This is a genomic window from Paenibacillus sp. J31R98, from assembly GCF_056269245.1.
In genome coordinates, this window is record NZ_JBWDNO010000002.1 from 258,308 (window position 1) to 274,936 (window position 16,629).

Below are 16,629 nucleotides of genomic sequence, written 5' to 3' on the forward strand. Positions count from 1 at the left end.
ACACAATGATGTAATAGCAAATCTATCAGTAAATTCAATACTTACAAGGAGGATTCCCTTGGACATCCAGTATTTCATTACTTTTCGTGAAGTTTCACGCTGTCAGAACTTAACACGAGCTGCTGAACGTCTTGGATATGCGCAATCAACCGTCAGTATACAAATTCAAACCTTAGAGAAACATTACAATCAAAAGTTATTTGATCGAACCAGTAAAAAATTTAAACTCACGGAATCAGGCTTACAGTTGCTTCAGTTCGCGGATGCAATCGTCAATGCTTATTTCAACGCGGAAGAGCATTTCACCAAGGAGCCAAAAACAAACCTTGCAGTAGGAGCAATCGAAGCCTTAGCTACTTATTTTTTGCCCCCTTATGAAGCTTATAAAAGAAAATTTATGGATCGAAACATATCATTTTTCCCTAGTTGCGAGCTTGATTTGATCAGGAAGATCAAGCAGAATGAACTCGATATGGGTCTCATCCTCAGTACTCATCTTTCTGATCCTGAGATAAGAACGATACAAATCCGTGAGGAAAAGCTTGTCATCGTTTGCCATCCGGATCATCCTTTGAGCGGGCAGAAAAATATTAATATGTCGGTATTGCAGAACAGTTCCTTCGTACTGACCGAGAAAGATTGCGGATACCGAGCAACTCTGGAAAGAGTACTGAATGAGCACGATATTTCTTATCAAATTGTTTCCGAGATGGGTAGCATTGAATGCGTTAAACAGTGTGTCATGTATGGCATGGGGCTTGCTTTCATGCCATTGTTCGTCGTTCAAGAACAGATCGCGAATAACCAGCTATCTTTCATTACTTTACAGGATGATCTTCTTCCATCCTTTTACACCCAAATTATTCTCCACAAAAACAAACGGGTATCGTCATCCCTTCAAGAATTCATAGATATGTTATCTCCACGCGTAAATCAAGTCGTGAGCGTTTAAATGATTTATTAAGGCGGTCGCGTTTCCCTAAGGGATTTATGTTCGATCGCCTTCTTCTTTTTTTGTGTTATTCTGTTTGACTGACTAGAGATCGGTTGTTGACTGTCGAGCTAACCGTAAGCATGAAGAGTACAGAAGCGAACGAGAACGCTCCAAGCCACATCGCGCCGGTTACATTGGTCGTATCGACTGCCAAACCGCCTATTAAAGCTCCCAGGCTGACAGACAACTGATAAATACCTACATAGACCGGAGTTATGGCTTCTACAGCATCCCTAGCAGACGAAAGAACCAATAGCTGCAAGCCCAAGGGAGCCATTCCCCAGGCGATCGCCCAAATAATGAAAGCAATGATTGAAATAACAATGTTATGTCCAAACAGTGAAATGCCCAGTAATGAAATAAGAGACAAAACGACTGTTAAGACTATCAATCCTTTTAGGCTGCGACTGGCTATGAAACCAGCGATGAAATTGCTTATGAAAGAAACAATCCCGTAGACTAGCAGTATCGTACTGAGTAGATTCGGGCCCATTCCGGTCACTTGCTGGAAAAAGGGCGTTATATACGTGTAGCCTGCAAATTGACCACCTACAAAGAGAATCGCAATAACAAAGACGGCTCTTACTTTCTTCATTTTTAACAACTCCAAGTAATCTTTACCACGAACCCCCTGTTCCATCGGAATTCTCGGAAGCAGTATGAACTGGATGATGAAAACAGCAATCGCAAGTATACATCCTATCGTGAATGCGATTTTCAGATCAAAATGTGCAGCTATAAAAGATGCTAATGGAACACTTAAAACCGTGCCAATCCCAAATCCTCCTAGCACAATCGATATTGCTTTTGATACATTCTCTTGAGAAACTAATTTTGCTTGAGCAGGCAAAGACACTGCCCAGAATCCTCCAACACTTATTCCAAGAATAATTCGCGCAATGACTAGCATCACGAATTGGGTTGAAATTATCGAAAGCACGCCAGATACAATAAGCAGCAACGATAGTCCAAGGAACACTATCCTCCGATCTAGACGTCCGATAGTTATTGTAGCAATCGGCCCCGCAATGGCCGCTAGTATAGAAGTGGACGTTACTGTTATTCCGGCAGTACCCTCCGATACATGAAAGCTTCGGCTAATTTCAAAAAGTAGGCCAACTGGCAAAAACTCTGTGAGAGAAATTGAGAAAGCACCTAACGCAATTGCAATAATAGCAAACCATGGATTCCGATTCGTAAAACTCAATGTCAAACATCTCCCTGCTAAATATTTTTGCATATATGAAATTCTAAATCTTGATTTATTTTAAAAATTCACTAGGGATCACCTCGAGCACGATTTATGTGATGTTACAGATGTGATTTATAATATAGCACAACCTTTCCATTGTAATTAGCTATACATTTTGATGATAGTGTTTGTATATTTCGATGGATGCGCTTACAATTAAATCCCGGATTTTGTATTTCGTGGTAGCGTCCAAAGTCTCTTAAACTTAGCCCTTCAATGGTACGCGCATATTATCACCATGATTTGGAAAACCTCATGAATACGATTGGAGGTTGATGTATTCCATGTCTGAGGTCAGTCACGAAACGAATTTGGTACAAGGGATAACGGATCGGCTTGGCCATTCGTCGGATATGATTTGCCAAAGACTCAGCATATACAACCATTTCGAAGTCTATTGCCTCTATCTTGAGTCCCTGATCTCCGCAAATCGGGTAGATGAACTCCTAATCAAGCCGATTGTTGATACCAATCACGAGGGTGATATCGAACCGAAGGATCCACTGGACTGGTTGAAGAAGAACATTCCGTATATCCGTAAAAGCGAGTTGACAGAGCTAAACGAATGTACCGACTCGCTATTGGAAGGTCACTGCCTGTTAATTCTGCCGAGTACTGGGATCGCGTTGGACTATGACGTATATAACGCACAATCCAGAACTACTTCAGAACCCAATTCCGAGTCGGTCATCCGAGGCCCGCGAGAGGGTTTTATTGAAGATATCAACAGCAATGTTGCTTTGATCCGCAAAAGGTTGAAAAGCGATCAGCTAGTGTTTGAAAGTTGGATACTCGGAACGATTACAAAAACGAAAATCAATCTGGTCTATATGAACCAAATCGCCTCTGTGTCAGTCGTCGATGAATTCAGGCGGCGGCTTCAGTCGATTCGTACGGACAGCATCCTGGAGAGCTCGTACATAGAAGAATGGATACAAGATCGAACCTACACTCCGTTCCCTCAGCTATTGAGTACGGAGCGTCCAGACGTTACTGCAGCGAAGTTGCTAGAAGGCAGTATCGCCATAATGACAGACGGAACGCCGGTTGTCATCTTGGGACCAATTACTTTGTTTCAGCTGTTTATTTCTCCCGAGGACTATTATCAACGGGCGGATATTGCAACGTTGCTTCGTTGGCTCCGAATGTTCGCCTTCTTATTGGCGATTTTTGTACCCGCACTTTATATTGCTATCGGCAGTTATCACCAGGAGATGCTTCCCACGCCACTTCTGATCAGCTTGGCCGCCCAACGGGAAGAAGTACCGTTCCCAGCGGTGATCGAAGCGACAATAATGATGGTGACCTTTGAATTGCTTCGTGAAGCTGGTCTCCGCATGCCGAGAATCGCGGGACAGGCGATCTCAATCGTCGGCGCACTTGTACTCGGACAAGCGGCCGTTGAGGCGGGAATTGTCTCTGCCGCCATGGTAATTGTCTTATCAATTACGGCAATATCCAATTTTATAGCGCCGAACTACTCTTTCGGCATTGCACAAAGAATCGTCCAGTTCTTGTTCATGGCCCTGGCTGGTGTGTTGGGCTTATTCGGATTGTTATGCGGTACGTTTTTTTTACTGGTTCATCTCGCCTCACTTCGTTCCTTTGGCGTCAAATATTTAAGCCCTGTGGCTCCATTTGTCTGGTCCGATTGGAAAGATACTCTAATAAGGGCTCCAAGACCATTCCTGACACGGCAGCAGAGCAAATCTCAAATTCAAAAGTCGAAAGGTGAACTAAAATGAAGGCATCCCTGTTGGCCTTTGCTTGTCTCCTCATTTGCACGGGATGTTGGGATATGAAAGAGATTAATCAGCTTGCAATCGTTAGTATAGGAGGAGCCGATAAGGATCCTCGAACGGGTCAAAGTTACGCTTATTTTCAGGTCATTAACCCCACAGGTGCAACAGTGAGAAATCCTGGCTCCTCGAAAGCTTCCGTCTATACTTATGAAATCGTGGAAACCAGTCCCGGTAGAATGACGGAGAAATTGACCACCTCCCTACCTAGGATTCTATTTGGTGCCCATACCGAAAGTTACGTGGTTTCGGAACGTTACGCCAAGCAAGGCATTGGGGACCTAATCAATTATTTGGAGTTAAATCCCGAGCGTCGAACCAATGTCTTCTTGTTCGTGACTGATTCGCCCATTGCCGATGTTATGAGCACCTATACGGTCTTGGATCGGCTTCCGGGCCGATTTCTTCGCTCACTTATGGAAATGCATGAAAGGAACTTCGGTTCCCCTGTCGCTCCAACGCGAATGAAAGACGTAGTTGAAGGACTCTCTAGGTCACAACCAACCATAGTGCCTATCATTCATCTGAAGGGTACAGCCCCCGGATCTCAGACCGACCGTCTTGAAGAAATCGAAGGTATGAAACAAGCACTTGTCATTACGCAAGGAGCCGTATTCATCCAAGGGCGAATGGTAGGCCGTATGGACAGAGAAATGAAAAAGATCTGCTTCCTATTAACTCGAAAAGCCACAATGGCTGTCGTAAGCTTTACCGTTAATGGAACAAGAATTGATGTTGAGGCCCAGGATACTCACGTGAAGCTCAAGTTGAATCGAACTTCGAATCGGTTAGACATGTCAATCAAAACGGAATTACGCTTTCTGACCAACGGTCAGAATATAAAAATAACGCAACAATATCTGCATGAAATTGAACAGGCGTTCAACAAGAATTTTGAACAGGAAGCCGCAAAGGTCGTTGATTTTGGAAGGCAAAATAATTGGGACCTCTTGGGATTACAAGACCGGGGCATTGCTCCTGAGAATTGGAAAAAAACCAACATCAACTTTCATATTGTATCCAAAGTTATATCAACAGGGAGTATTAGCAAGGCGTATATACCTGGAGAGGCGGAGTAAGATGGAAAATGCAAAACTAAGCGGATGGCAAATCACTTCGCTTACTGTTTGTTTTGTCATCGGCACCACTTTTGTCGTATTACCCGGCGGTTTAATCTCTGCTGCAAAGCAGTATAGTTGGATCGTCATGCTTTTCGCCTGTTTGTACGGCTTGGTTCTTGCATATGGTTGGTTGTATCTAGTCAAGCGATATCCCGGGTTAAGTCTTATCCAGATTTCGGTGCAAGTTTTGGGGAAATGGATCGGTGGATTGGTCGCTGCCCTTTACATTTTTTATTTTCTGCAAGTAGCATCCTGGGTGACTCGAAATATGAGCGACTTTATGCATATCAATTTGATGCCTCGAACACCGCTTTCTGTTTTTAACATCGTAGTCTTGTTAGTTTGTGCTTATACCGTGTCCAAAGGAATTGAGACGATCGCCTTTGTCTGCCAAATCGTTTTACCGTTCCTCATTCTCTCCTTCTGGGTCCCTTTCTCACTCTTTCTCAAAGAATGGGACTGGCTCCGCTTTCATATGTCTTCGAATATTGATTTCTTTCACGTCTTGCTGGAGACAAAGTATACGTTAGGATTTCCATACATGGAAACCGTTTCGCTGCTCATGATATTACCTTATGCTGGGAACAAAGCTAAAAAGGGCTTCATCATTGGGATCGCCGCTGCTGGGCTGATGTTTGCAATTTCGATTTTTATCACCATAGGCGTTCTTGGTGTATACCGAAGCTCTCACGTGACCTACCCGATTTACATCATTTTTCGAGAAACGCAGCTCTCCAAATTTATTGAACACCTGGAGGCTGTCCTGTCGGTGAACTTGCTGTTCCTCGTATTTCTGAAGCTAAGCATATTGTTTTACTGTGCCGTCCTGGGTATTTGTCAGCTGTTCCACATACAAAATCGCTCCATCATCGCATATCCGACCATCTGGTTGATCTCCGCCTATTCCCTCTTATTCAAGAACATAATTGAAAATGTGGAATGGGTACAAAACTACCTATTTCCTTACTACACGCTATACGGTGTTATTCTACCGGCCGCATTGGTTGTGGGAAGTTGGATACGCACGGCTAGAGAACCACAAAAGAGAGAGATTATGCCGTGATCGGTCACATTCTCTTTTTTTTTTGCTTGACCCTAGCATTAATGTCAGGGTTTAGAATGGAGTCATCTTGGCCAGAAAGGAGGAAATAACGGTTGAGAATCGGAGAATTAGCTGAACGCACGGGGGTCAGCATGCGCTCGCTTCGTTATTACGAACAACAGGGCCTGATTACCCCTATGCGGCAGGAAAACGGTTACAGAATATACTCGAAATTTGCAGAAGATCAGGTGCGGACGATTCAACTGTACTTGAATCTCGGCCTTTCTACGGAAGAGATTAAGGGAATCCTGCAATGTGTCCTTAAGAACAAGGAAGCCTTCTGTGATGAAGTGCTGCCCATCTACCAGCAAAAGCTTAAGGAGATAGAGGAACAAATTTATTTACTTAGTGGAATCCGGACGAACTTGATTGACCGCATCGACTCCATATTGCTCGAACGAACCGATCTCAGCCAGAAGGAACGTGTATGAGTCGCTGAGTTCGGACCGTACACATAATCGCCTAGAGACGTATAATACAAACTTTTAAATGAGGTGAACAGATGACTTTATACGGTACGATTGGCGAAGAACTTCTCACGGAGCTCTGGACCAAAGTCTATAACATTCCGCAGGATCTCGACGCGATTGATCGACTCTGCACGGATGATGTTATCCTCTCGAACCCCGATGGCGACATTGTGGGCCGTGCTGCTTTCAAAGAGTGGGCGCGCAAATTCACCTTGAAAATCCGCGATATTAACCTGAAAAGTCTCGACATGTTCAGCAGTGCAGACGGCACACGCATCGTGTCGCGCTGGGTGGTAACAGGGTACAACCAAGGTATACTGGGTTACCCGTCCGACGACCGTCCAATCCGGTTTTCCGGCATCGCGGTTTGGGAGGTTCGTGAAGGAAAGCTCGCCCACAACTGGGTCGAGCGCAGCTCATATGAGCTCTCGCAGCAGCTCGGCAAGCCTCTATAATAGCAATCAGAGTCCGCGCACACTACGCCGCGGACTCTTTTTTTTTAGATTTATTTGCAATTATAGCTCCTTCATCTTCGTAATAAATTCCTTAGATGCAAGAGATATTTCCTCGAATGAAAGGGCAATAACTCCAATTTGACGAGTCATCTGGGGTTCAATACTCTTCACAATAAGATGATGGTTAACTGAAGAAAGTGAGAAATCAGAAATTAGTCCGATGCCAAGATTGTTATTCACCATATGGATCAAGGTTTCGGCACTTTGAACCGTAAGATTCGCTTCAAGAGAGAGATTGTACTTTTGCAGAACATTAGATATAGCAGCTTCATGCCCGCCTGTGCAATAAATGAACTCCTGATGATATTTTCTGAAATTAATGGTCTCTTCATTTCTCAATGCATGATGCTCGGGAATGATGACGACCATTTCATCTGATAGTAAGCATTCATATTCAAAATCCTCAAAGGGGGATGACACAATCCCGATATCGATCGACCGATCCCTTACCCACTCCTTAATCTGGCTGGAAACGCCCTCAATCAGCTCTATTGTTATCTGCGGATATTGAGCTCTGAACTTCGCTATGGTCTTAGGCAGCAATAAGGTTGAGGCAGCTGGAAATGAGCCGATCTTTACTTTCCCAGTCAGCATTTGGCTTTCCTTAGCGGCAACTTCATGAATTTTATTGTCGATTAATTTCATCTGTCTAGCCAGAATCAAAATTTCTTTGCCCACGTCGGTTAGAATGAGTCCTTGATGTTTATCACGCAGGAATAGCTTGACATGAAGAGACTCTTCCAAATTTTTAACGGCCTTACTTACTGCCGGTTGGGAAATAAATAACGCTTTTGCAGCTTCGGTAATATTCATTTTCTCAGAAACCATCATGAAAATGTTTAAATTGTTCGGGTTGATACTCATACTTTAATCATAACTATTCAGTTATACCCTTCATTATAAATTTGTATTTCTGTTATATCGAAATTTAACTTATCATAAATGGCAAGAATAAAACAACTCAATGAAGTCAAAAGAAAGGGGTTCTATCATGAGTGATCCTAGTGACAGCATTCGGATATCACATACCAAATTCGTTACTACTTCCTTGCCACGTCGGATTTGGACGACTGCGTGGATTATAACGGCCGTATTTATTTTATCCAATTCCCCTACACCGCTTTATGTACATTGGCAAGAACATATTGGCTTTAGCAATGGTATGCTTACTGTAATATTTGCAGCCTACATTATAGGACTACTGGGAACCCTTCTAGTGGCCGGTCAGTTATCGGATCACTACGGACGTAAAGCTGTGTTATATCCAGGATTAAGCATCGCTGTAATGGCTTGCTTATTATTTGCTTCGGCTTCTTCCGTTATTATGTTGGTCCTTGCACGTTTTTTGTCGGGCATTGCTGTCGGTGTAATTGTCTCGGCAGGGATGGCTACAGTTGTTGATGTGGGCGGAACAAAAAACAAACCATTGGCTTCACTTGCAGCTTCGGTTGCTATGGTACTCGGTGCAGGACTTGGCCCTTTGTTCGCTGGAATTATGGCCCAAACAATTAATCAGCCTGTATTACCGATTTTTATCGTTGAATTAATTATTTTAACTTCTGTCTTCATTGTTATTCGTAATCTTCCACAGAATCGCCGTTCCCATCAAAAGAGATGGATACTGCGGCTTCCAAGCGTCCCCATCGAGAATCGTACCCATTTGGCGTTGGGAGTTGCTATATTCGCGCCGGGCATAACATCGACTTCCTTTATACTGTCTCTTGGTCCGTCGCTGCTTTCGAAATTATTTCATATCACAAGCCCGCTTGTCGCTGGAGTAATAACCTTTATCATGTTTTTAACTGCAACTGGCGTACAATTCGCGGTAAAAAAACTTACGATTCGAACCATATTAATTCTCGGCATCCTTGGCATATTTTTATCTATGATCTTTATGGCTGTAGCCGTGAATTTTTCAATTGCGATTCTGCTGATCTTTGCAGCTGTTCTAGCTGGTGCAGGACAAGGATTAGGTCAATTAGGCGGCCTTACGCTCATCAGTTTGCATGTTCCTGAGGAAAGACGAGCCGAAGCAAACGCCGTTCTTAATATGGGAGGGTATATTCCAGCCGCCCTACTCCCGGTAGGAACAGGATACCTAATTGATATCACTGGCTTGGCTCTTGGAACAACTTTATTCACAATTGTACTATTAACTGCTGCAATTCTGGGAGCTATCTTTGTAGGAGTCAATTTGAAAAATTCGAAGAATGAAAGTTGATATTGTCTATGTTGTCTACAACCCACTTGAGCTTACTCAAGGTGTGATCAAATAATAGTTAAACAAAGGCAGCCGGTCGTCAATGACCGACTGCCTTCGATTTTTGTTCAGCTCTCGATCCCATTAGTTTAATAAGCATAGTATTATTTCGAATTCAATTTCGGACGGCTCATATGCAAAAGTTCTTCACTGATTGTCCAAAGCTTCTCAGCCGAATCCGAATCAATCGCCCACATGCGGACCCCTTGTTGAAGCGCACTGTCGGCCGGTTGCAGTTCAGCGATATCGACATCTTCGCAATAGACGCCACCTTTACCATTCAGCATCGGGCTGACTGCACACCACACGGATGTGGCAGCACCTTGCTCGGCGGTTTTGAAGCCTCCGGAAGATGTATAGGTTCCGTCTTCGTTGCGTATTACGTCCCATGCAGCTAAATCTCCATCGCTCAAGTGCCGTGCCAATCCTGATAGGATGGCGCCGGGATGAACCGCAAAAGCGCGCACCCCGTGCTCTCGTCCTCGTTTATCAAGCTCAATGGCAAACAACGAACACGCGATCTTTGATTCGCCGTAAGAGACAAACTTGTCGTACGGTCTCCTTGTGAAATGCAGATCGTCAAAATCGATCGGCCCAGCCATATGGGCATTGGATGATAGAGCGACAACCTTAGCATCCCCCGAATTCTTTAGCTCTTCCCATAAGCGTAATGTCAGTTGAAAATGTCCCAAATAATTCGTCGCGAAATGAGTGTCGAAACCCCGCTCGTCGCGAATATTAGGAGGGAAGCTAACGCCTGCATTCAGAAACAAAAAATCTAACGAATGGTAATAATTCCGAAATGCTTCGGCAAATTCGTCTATTGATGAGGGATCCGCAAGATCAAGGCGTATCACCTTAACATTATTCAGTGGCGCTAGAACTTCCTGTGCTTTATTAATATCTCGGGCACCGACAATGACGGTAGCACCGGCTCCGGCAAGTGCGCGAGTCGTTTCCAGGCCGATACCTCCATGTCCCCCTGTGACGATTGCCACCTTTCCGCTAAGATTTTGTCCTGCCAATACCTCTTGCGCGGTCGTATCGGGTCCAAATCCTGATTGCAACGGTTTTTGCTCGACTGTCATTGTTGTTGCTCCTCTCAAATCCGTTTTAGACATTAGACATTAAACGTCTATGTGTCTATATTATACAAGTGTACAAAACCTGTAAAGTGTATAAAATAGGAATATGGACGATAAAAAGAAGCTTCATATTGTTGCAACTGCTTTAGAGATGTTCTTCAAGTACGGTTACAAGCGAGTATCGATGAATGAAATTGCCGAGGCTGCGGGCATCTCGCGCGCAGGTCTTTATTTATTCTTTAAAAGTAAGGAGGAAATATTTAGCGCCGCAATAATTCAGTACGGCGACAGTCTCATCGAGGAAATCAATAACGGGCTGTCATTCCACCAAACAATGGAAGACAAAATTTTATTCGCCTTCGAAGTATGGGCGATCCGCAAATTCGACGAATCGCTCCGCTCGCCGGAATTTAAAGAGATAACGGATATCTATTATCAGTTTTCTCGTGAAGCGCTTGAGATGAGCTACGTTAATTTTGAGGCCCTGCTAACTTCCTTGCTGGAATTGCATCCCAGGGCCGCGAACAGTGCGATTTCTCAGGAGAGACTGGCACATTTAATAACAGGCGCATTTCACGGCTATAAACTTGTTGCCAAGAGCTCTGATGAGCTCCGCCAAATGATTCAGGACTTGCTTAAAATCGTCGTCTAAGAAGATCAATTGGGAGCCTCATAGACAAAAAGATCGTTCTATCGCCGTTTCTGGCTGAATAGAACGATCTTTTATTTATATGGCATGTTCATGTGACAGCTTATTGAGCTAACGTTCCCCGTCAGCTGAATGAATTGCTTTTTTTTCAAGCTTTTGCGACAGAAATTCTTTATGTACTTCTGCAAGCTTTAATAACGCGAACTCATCATGCTTAATCAATTCCCTGAGCTTAGTTGACTCTGCCCTGGCTAAATCATACAGTGTCTTATTTATGATTCCGCTGATAAAAGCTTCTTCCAGTTCATCTGTGTCCTTATTAATAAGTTCACCAGAAGGTAAAACAACTATATCCAGGAACAAATCGTCCATCCAAGGTACATTTTTCTCACTAACTCCATTTTGGGAACAAATATCAATATACCACTGCACGATATTCCCCTTTGAATCAAACATTGTTGTTACCGAATGGTTATGGCCCGACGGAAATTGTTGAAGCCATAGATAGCCATCATCAACAATACAAATTTTTTCTCCGTTATAATCAACGTTAAGGGGGGCTGATACTTTGACAATTCGTAAGAGGGTCACATAACCATTGAAGCTATCCGATTCGATATAAGACTGAGCATATTCCCTCAATAAAACACGCTTCCAATCTGAACGGTCACCGAATTTCCTTTTTAACACTAATACTCCCCCTCAAGAGCTTTCATTCAGCTTAACATTTACCCACTTTTGGAAAAATGACTAGACTATAAATTCATTCGATATACCCCAGCCTCACCGAGAAAATCTTGTCTGGTCAATCCTTTCTCTCCAAGCAATATTCGATAATTCGTTATCGTGCCATCATGTGAAATAATGAATATTTTTTTATAGCTTTGCCCGATCCACTCTATTAACCGATTAGCATATCCTTCAAAAATTCCTTGTTCGATCCTGTTGATCCCTTCTGTCCAGCAATCCAAATTGAAATCAAGAACTTCAATATCTCCATAGAGATTTGTAATTTCAGTTGTAGAAAGGATATGATCACAAGTTAAAACAGGAAGTTCGGGGTTCTGAGGAAACATTCTCGGACCAATAAGTGGAGAAACAATGAAGTCCATACCGCTTTTTATAATAGTTGCCGTCTCAATCGTACGTTTAGTTGGACTTACAAGAACTAAATCATCAGGACCAATTTTAATTTCATTTTGCAGCTGCGTTACTTGAAATTTGCCGTACTCTGTAAGACTAGGATGCAGAGTATTCAACTGATTTGGATAATCATTGAGATGTTCTCCATGACCGTGCCGAATAAATATAAATTCCATTTCCCGCCCTCCTAACATTAACTCACATTCGTGATTTAGATATTCAACTCTTGTACCGGTTTGCCCCGCTTACCACTTACCACTCGCACACGAAAACAATCAAGAAATGTTGTTGACACTTCTTCCCACAATGATAATGATGATTATCATTATTAATAAATCTTGCGTTATCTGCTCCATCGTCGTCAATCTGCAGAATTGACCTAAAAATATTATTTATTAATATATTGCAGAACATCTTTAATGTAATAGCCTACGGGTTGAGAAGTATCTACTTTCATACATTCCAACTGTGATGGTTTTTTAGCTCGATTGATTACTTCTTGCCATCTATCTTCAGGTATATCGACTGAAGCAATTTGAGTAATCATTCGCTCACGATTTTTCAACCTATTGTTGAGTTCATGAATATCGTTCAATACGCACTCTACATATTTGTATTTCACACTATGTTTTTCAGCCAATAAGGTTCCTTTCTCAACTAGCACATCGTACAAGCAAGGACTATCTAAGATAACGCTGTGTCCTTGCGAGAGATGGAAATCAACTAATGACCATTCAATATGATAAGCAACTCCTCCAGCACGTTTGGGCTCTATTGCAAGCTCTTCTAGGCCTAATCCCTCTAATAATCCTGTTTTCACGATATCATGGTCTATGATAACTGCTTTAGTGAACTTAGCAATTTCCCTAGCTAGAGTTGACTTCCCAGACCCTGGAAATCCAGACATTTGCAGAAAGTACATATGTACGCCCCCCATATTCGTATCCTAGTCATTATTGATTCTAAATAATAGACGTAAGAAAAAGGGAATAGGTTTCCAATTTATAACTATATGACACACGCTTGTAGCATTACAAGCGTGACTGTACGGGTAATTTTGAATTTACAAAGGGAAAGGATATAATGGGACTAAATGGTTGTTGCAAGAAGATAAACGACAATGCTTACGATGCAAGAATTACGAATTCATTCTTTTGGAGGAGTCAAGCGGATGCAAAATGTAAAAATATTTTCCGGTTCATCGAACCGCCCGCTCGCGGAAGAGCTATGCCGGCAGCTTAATGTTCCTCTTGGAGACATTGAGATTTCCAGGCTTCAAAGCGGAGAAATCAGCTTACGTTATATCGAATCGATTCGCTCTGCTCATGTCTATATCGTTCAATCCTTATCTCATCCCGTAAATGAGCATTTAGTCGAACTCATGATTATGATTGATGCTGCAAAACGGGCTTCAGCCAAAACGATTAATATCGTTATGCCGTATTATGGCTATGCTCGTCAGGAACGGAAAGCGGCCCCGCGCGAACCTATTTCCGCGAAGCTCGTAGCCGATGTGCTGACAACTGTAGGTGCTGACCGCATAATAACGGTTGATCTTCATGCCGATCCGATTCAAGGCTTTTTCGATATCCCTGTTGATCATATTACCGCATTGGATCTCATCACGGATTATTTGAAATCTTTAAACATTAAGAATCCGGTCGTTGTCTCACCTGACGCTGGTCGGGCAACAACCGCTGAGAAGCTCGCCAACTATATGGACTGTCCATTTGCAATTATGATTAAGAACCGTCCCGCTCACAATAAGACGAAAATCACACATATTATCGGTGAAGTCGAAGGCATGACTCCGATTATTATAGAGGATTTAATCGATACAGGTGGTACGATTGTAAATGTTGTTGAGGCGCTCCATAAAAAAGGCGCGAATGACGCCTATATTTGCGCAACACATGGGTTGTTCTCGGAAAACGCGCTCGAGAAGCTGTCGCACCCCTACATTAAAAAGGTCGTTATTACGGATACCATCGCAATTGACCCGAACCATTCGGATAAGTTCGTTGTACTCCCAATGGCGGAGCTTCTCTCAACTGCGCTCCTAATTATTAATAATGGCGGATCGATAAATACACTGTTTAAGACGAAGCAAATGTAGGAATCGTCTGAGTGAGAGACAAGGCTGCCGAGTCGATTCGGCAGCCTATTTCTAGGAGGAGTATCCGCCATGCGCATAGAAACTCAAAACATTGTTATAAGAACCTTGGAAAAAAAAGATGCTGAAATGTTTTATTCAATTGCCAGGGAATCGTCTGTATACCGTTATATGTCGGATTGGGCTGACGGACGCGCACATCCGCAGGATTATTATGGATTGATTGATCAGTATCAAAAGCTATCTGAAAATACGGATATTTCCATTGGCCGTTCCTACGCGATTGCCTTGCCAAACACCGATGAGATGATTGGTATGATAGGGGTGGGGCTTAAAGAGAAGCTAAATGAAATTGAACTGGGGTATTTCATGTCGGAAAAACATCAAAGGAACGGATATACCAGAGAAGCGATAAGTGCATTGGCAGAATGGTGCTTTGAGGTATCTGATGTTAAGTATTTAATCCTGACAATTAATTGTGCCAATGTTCCCTCGAACAAATTGGCTGAAAAATGTGGATTTAAGTTGATTGAAAGACGAACACCTATAGGGGATAACCAATTTTATATGGAAAATGATAGTTACTATTATTACAGAAGCTACAAAAAATAAGCAAAATAGGAGTTGGATTCTTGTTCCATATAAGAATCCGACTCCTATTGATTGTACTATACTTACCCGGTTTTCTTTGTTCGTATTACTTATAGTAATTATATTTTTTGCTCATGTACTTCATAAAGTCAGAATGAAGTTGAGCCGCCTGTTTTTCTACCGTGAAAAACTCACCTTCGATTTCTTGGTTTAGCCTTCTGACAACGTTCATACTTGTAGACATTCGATCTTTGTCGATACCACCTATGATCAAGCCTGATGCTTCCCTAATTTGACCATACGTTTGTACCAGTGGCTCACCTGGTGCTTTTTTTCCTCCAATCCTACCCTATCCAATTGTCTAGCGGGCTTAATTTCCATGTTCCTCAGCCCCATCATGCTCCTTGTCACCAAATTTTTCAAGCAATACACGCACTTCACTTTTTGATTTGGCGTTCATCAAGCTGGTTCTGAGTTCACTTGCCCCTCGAAACCCACGGACATAGATTTTGAAGAAACGGGTAAGCGCACTAAACGAACGTGGTTCCTCTGCTGAGTATTGATCATGCAGATCCAGATGGAGCCGCATCAGATCAAGCAATTCCGCACTGTTGTGCTCCTTCGGCTCTTTCTCAAATGCATATGGATTTTGAAAAATACCGCGTCCAATCATAATACCGTCGACACCATATTGCTCTGCAAGTTTCTGGCCGGTCTGACGGTCAGGGATATCCCCGTTAATGGTCAGAAGTGTATCTGGCGCCACCTCATCACGAAGCTTCTTAATTTCCGGAATCAGTTCCCAATGAGCTTTTACTTTGCTCATTTCCTCTCTTGTCCGAAGATGGATGGACAGATTAACAATGTCTTGTTTCAAAATATGGGTTAACCAGTCACGCCATTCGTCTAGGTCACTAAAACCGAGCCTTGTTTTTACACTGACAGGCAGTCCCCCGGCTTTGGCGGCTTGGATGATATCCGCTGCGATTTCAGGACGGCAGATCAGGCCGCTGCCCTTCCCATTCTCTGCTACATTCGCAACTGGACAACCCATATTAATATCGATGCCTTTGAATCCTTCTTTCGCCATGCCGATGCTCATTTCACGGAAAAATTCCGGCTTATCTCCCCAGATATGTGCTACAATCGGCTGTTCATCGGGAGTAAAAGTCAAGCGCCCACGTACACTTTTGTTTCCCTCTGGGTGACAATAACTCTCCGTATTCGCAAACTCCGTAAAATACACATCTGGTCTGCCTGCCTCACTTACCACATGGCGAAACACAACATCTGTCACATCTTCCATGGGTGCTAGTACAAAAAAAGGTCGTGGTAAATCGCGCCAAAAGTTTTCTTTCATCATTAAAACCCCTCTATACCTACCAGAACAATCGTTGTCCTTAGAATAGTAAAATACTTGCTGTCAGTGGAACATTGTTCAAACACCATCACAGGTTAACAACAGACATTCCATAACGTACATGACTTTATTATAAACTGAAAAACGTCATGATGGTATGTCCCCTTCGGACCGT

General features: G+C 42.9%; 17 protein-coding genes. 10 read left to right on the forward strand and 7 right to left on the reverse strand.

Annotation, left to right across the window (positions count from 1 at the left end; all coding sequences use genetic code 11):
* Positions 1–58 precede the first annotated feature (58 nt).
* Positions 59–952, forward strand: a complete 894-nt coding sequence (locus AC0YNX_RS09545; protein ID WP_475815457.1) for a LysR family transcriptional regulator — start codon at positions 59–61, stop codon at positions 950–952.
* Positions 953–1,019: 67 nt separating this feature from the next.
* On the opposite strand, the gene AC0YNX_RS09550 is transcribed toward AC0YNX_RS09545, so the two are convergent.
* Positions 1,020–2,201 (reverse strand): MFS transporter, encoded by a 1,182-nt coding sequence (locus AC0YNX_RS09550; RefSeq protein ID WP_475815458.1) that lies wholly within the window; start codon positions 2,199–2,201, stop codon positions 1,020–1,022.
* Positions 2,202–2,530: 329 nt separating this feature from the next.
* Here AC0YNX_RS09550 and AC0YNX_RS09555 point away from each other — a divergent pair, with 329 nt between their 5' ends.
* The 5 genes from AC0YNX_RS09555 (at position 2,531) to AC0YNX_RS09575 (ending at position 7,193) form a co-directional block, all read left to right on the forward strand.
* Positions 2,531–3,991, forward strand: a complete 1,461-nt coding sequence (locus AC0YNX_RS09555; RefSeq protein ID WP_475815459.1) for a spore germination protein — start codon at positions 2,531–2,533, stop codon at positions 3,989–3,991.
* Between the two features lie 53 nt (positions 3,992–4,044).
* Complete coding sequence (locus tag AC0YNX_RS09560) at positions 4,045–5,124, forward strand: Ger(x)C family spore germination protein (protein ID WP_475815460.1); 1,080 nt, start codon at positions 4,045–4,047, stop codon at positions 5,122–5,124.
* Between the two features lies 1 nt (position 5,125).
* Positions 5,126–6,229 (forward strand): GerAB/ArcD/ProY family transporter, encoded by a 1,104-nt coding sequence (locus AC0YNX_RS09565; protein WP_475815461.1) that lies wholly within the window; start codon positions 5,126–5,128, stop codon positions 6,227–6,229.
* 92 nt (positions 6,230–6,321) lie between these two features.
* A complete protein-coding gene (locus tag AC0YNX_RS09570; RefSeq protein WP_475815462.1) occupies positions 6,322–6,699 on the forward strand; it encodes a MerR family transcriptional regulator in 378 nt (125 codons plus the stop codon).
* Between the two features lie 71 nt (positions 6,700–6,770).
* Entirely contained in the window at positions 6,771–7,193 is a 423-nt protein-coding gene (locus AC0YNX_RS09575) for an ester cyclase (protein ID WP_475815463.1), read from the forward strand.
* Between the two features lie 60 nt (positions 7,194–7,253).
* Here AC0YNX_RS09575 and AC0YNX_RS09580 read toward each other — a convergent pair whose 3' ends face one another.
* On the reverse strand, positions 7,254–8,117 hold the full coding sequence (locus tag AC0YNX_RS09580; RefSeq protein ID WP_475815464.1) for a LysR family transcriptional regulator: 864 nt from the start codon (positions 8,115–8,117) through the stop codon (positions 7,254–7,256).
* A gap of 127 nt (positions 8,118–8,244) precedes the next feature.
* Between AC0YNX_RS09580 and AC0YNX_RS09585 the strand changes: the two genes are divergently transcribed.
* On the forward strand, positions 8,245–9,474 hold the full coding sequence (locus tag AC0YNX_RS09585) for an MFS transporter (RefSeq protein ID WP_475815465.1): 1,230 nt from the start codon (positions 8,245–8,247) through the stop codon (positions 9,472–9,474).
* Positions 9,475–9,617: 143 nt separating this feature from the next.
* Here AC0YNX_RS09585 and AC0YNX_RS09590 read toward each other — a convergent pair whose 3' ends face one another.
* Complete coding sequence (locus tag AC0YNX_RS09590) at positions 9,618–10,601, reverse strand: SDR family NAD(P)-dependent oxidoreductase (protein WP_475815466.1); 984 nt, start codon at positions 10,599–10,601, stop codon at positions 9,618–9,620.
* Positions 10,602–10,704: 103 nt separating this feature from the next.
* Here AC0YNX_RS09590 and AC0YNX_RS09595 point away from each other — a divergent pair, with 103 nt between their 5' ends.
* Positions 10,705–11,250 (forward strand): TetR/AcrR family transcriptional regulator, encoded by a 546-nt coding sequence (locus AC0YNX_RS09595; RefSeq protein WP_475815467.1) that lies wholly within the window; start codon positions 10,705–10,707, stop codon positions 11,248–11,250.
* Between the two features lie 108 nt (positions 11,251–11,358).
* Here the strand turns inward: AC0YNX_RS09595 and AC0YNX_RS09600 are convergent, their stop codons facing one another.
* From AC0YNX_RS09600 to AC0YNX_RS09610, 3 genes are all read right to left on the reverse strand, one after another.
* The gene (locus tag AC0YNX_RS09600) at positions 11,359–11,937 is read right to left on the reverse strand and encodes a ribonuclease FAU-1 family protein (protein ID WP_475815468.1); all 579 of its coding nucleotides are present in this window, start codon (positions 11,935–11,937) and stop codon (positions 11,359–11,361) included.
* A gap of 65 nt (positions 11,938–12,002) precedes the next feature.
* Positions 12,003–12,566, reverse strand: coding sequence for a phosphoglycerate mutase family protein (locus AC0YNX_RS09605; RefSeq protein WP_475815469.1), 564 nt, complete (start codon positions 12,564–12,566; stop codon positions 12,003–12,005).
* A gap of 212 nt (positions 12,567–12,778) precedes the next feature.
* Complete coding sequence (locus tag AC0YNX_RS09610; protein WP_475815470.1) at positions 12,779–13,312, reverse strand: P-loop nucleotide/nucleoside kinase family protein; 534 nt, start codon at positions 13,310–13,312, stop codon at positions 12,779–12,781.
* Positions 13,313–13,561: 249 nt separating this feature from the next.
* Between AC0YNX_RS09610 and AC0YNX_RS09615 the strand changes: the two genes are divergently transcribed.
* Both AC0YNX_RS09615 and AC0YNX_RS09620 read left to right on the forward strand, forming a co-directional pair.
* On the forward strand, positions 13,562–14,506 hold the full coding sequence (locus tag AC0YNX_RS09615) for a ribose-phosphate diphosphokinase (RefSeq protein ID WP_475815471.1): 945 nt from the start codon (positions 13,562–13,564) through the stop codon (positions 14,504–14,506).
* 69 nt (positions 14,507–14,575) lie between these two features.
* Positions 14,576–15,115 (forward strand): GNAT family N-acetyltransferase, encoded by a 540-nt coding sequence (locus AC0YNX_RS09620; RefSeq protein ID WP_475815472.1) that lies wholly within the window; start codon positions 14,576–14,578, stop codon positions 15,113–15,115.
* Positions 15,116–15,464: 349 nt separating this feature from the next.
* Here the strand turns inward: AC0YNX_RS09620 and AC0YNX_RS09625 are convergent, their stop codons facing one another.
* Positions 15,465–16,454, reverse strand: coding sequence for a tRNA dihydrouridine synthase (locus AC0YNX_RS09625; RefSeq protein WP_475816213.1), 990 nt, complete (start codon positions 16,452–16,454; stop codon positions 15,465–15,467).
* Positions 16,455–16,629: the final 175 nt, after the last annotated feature.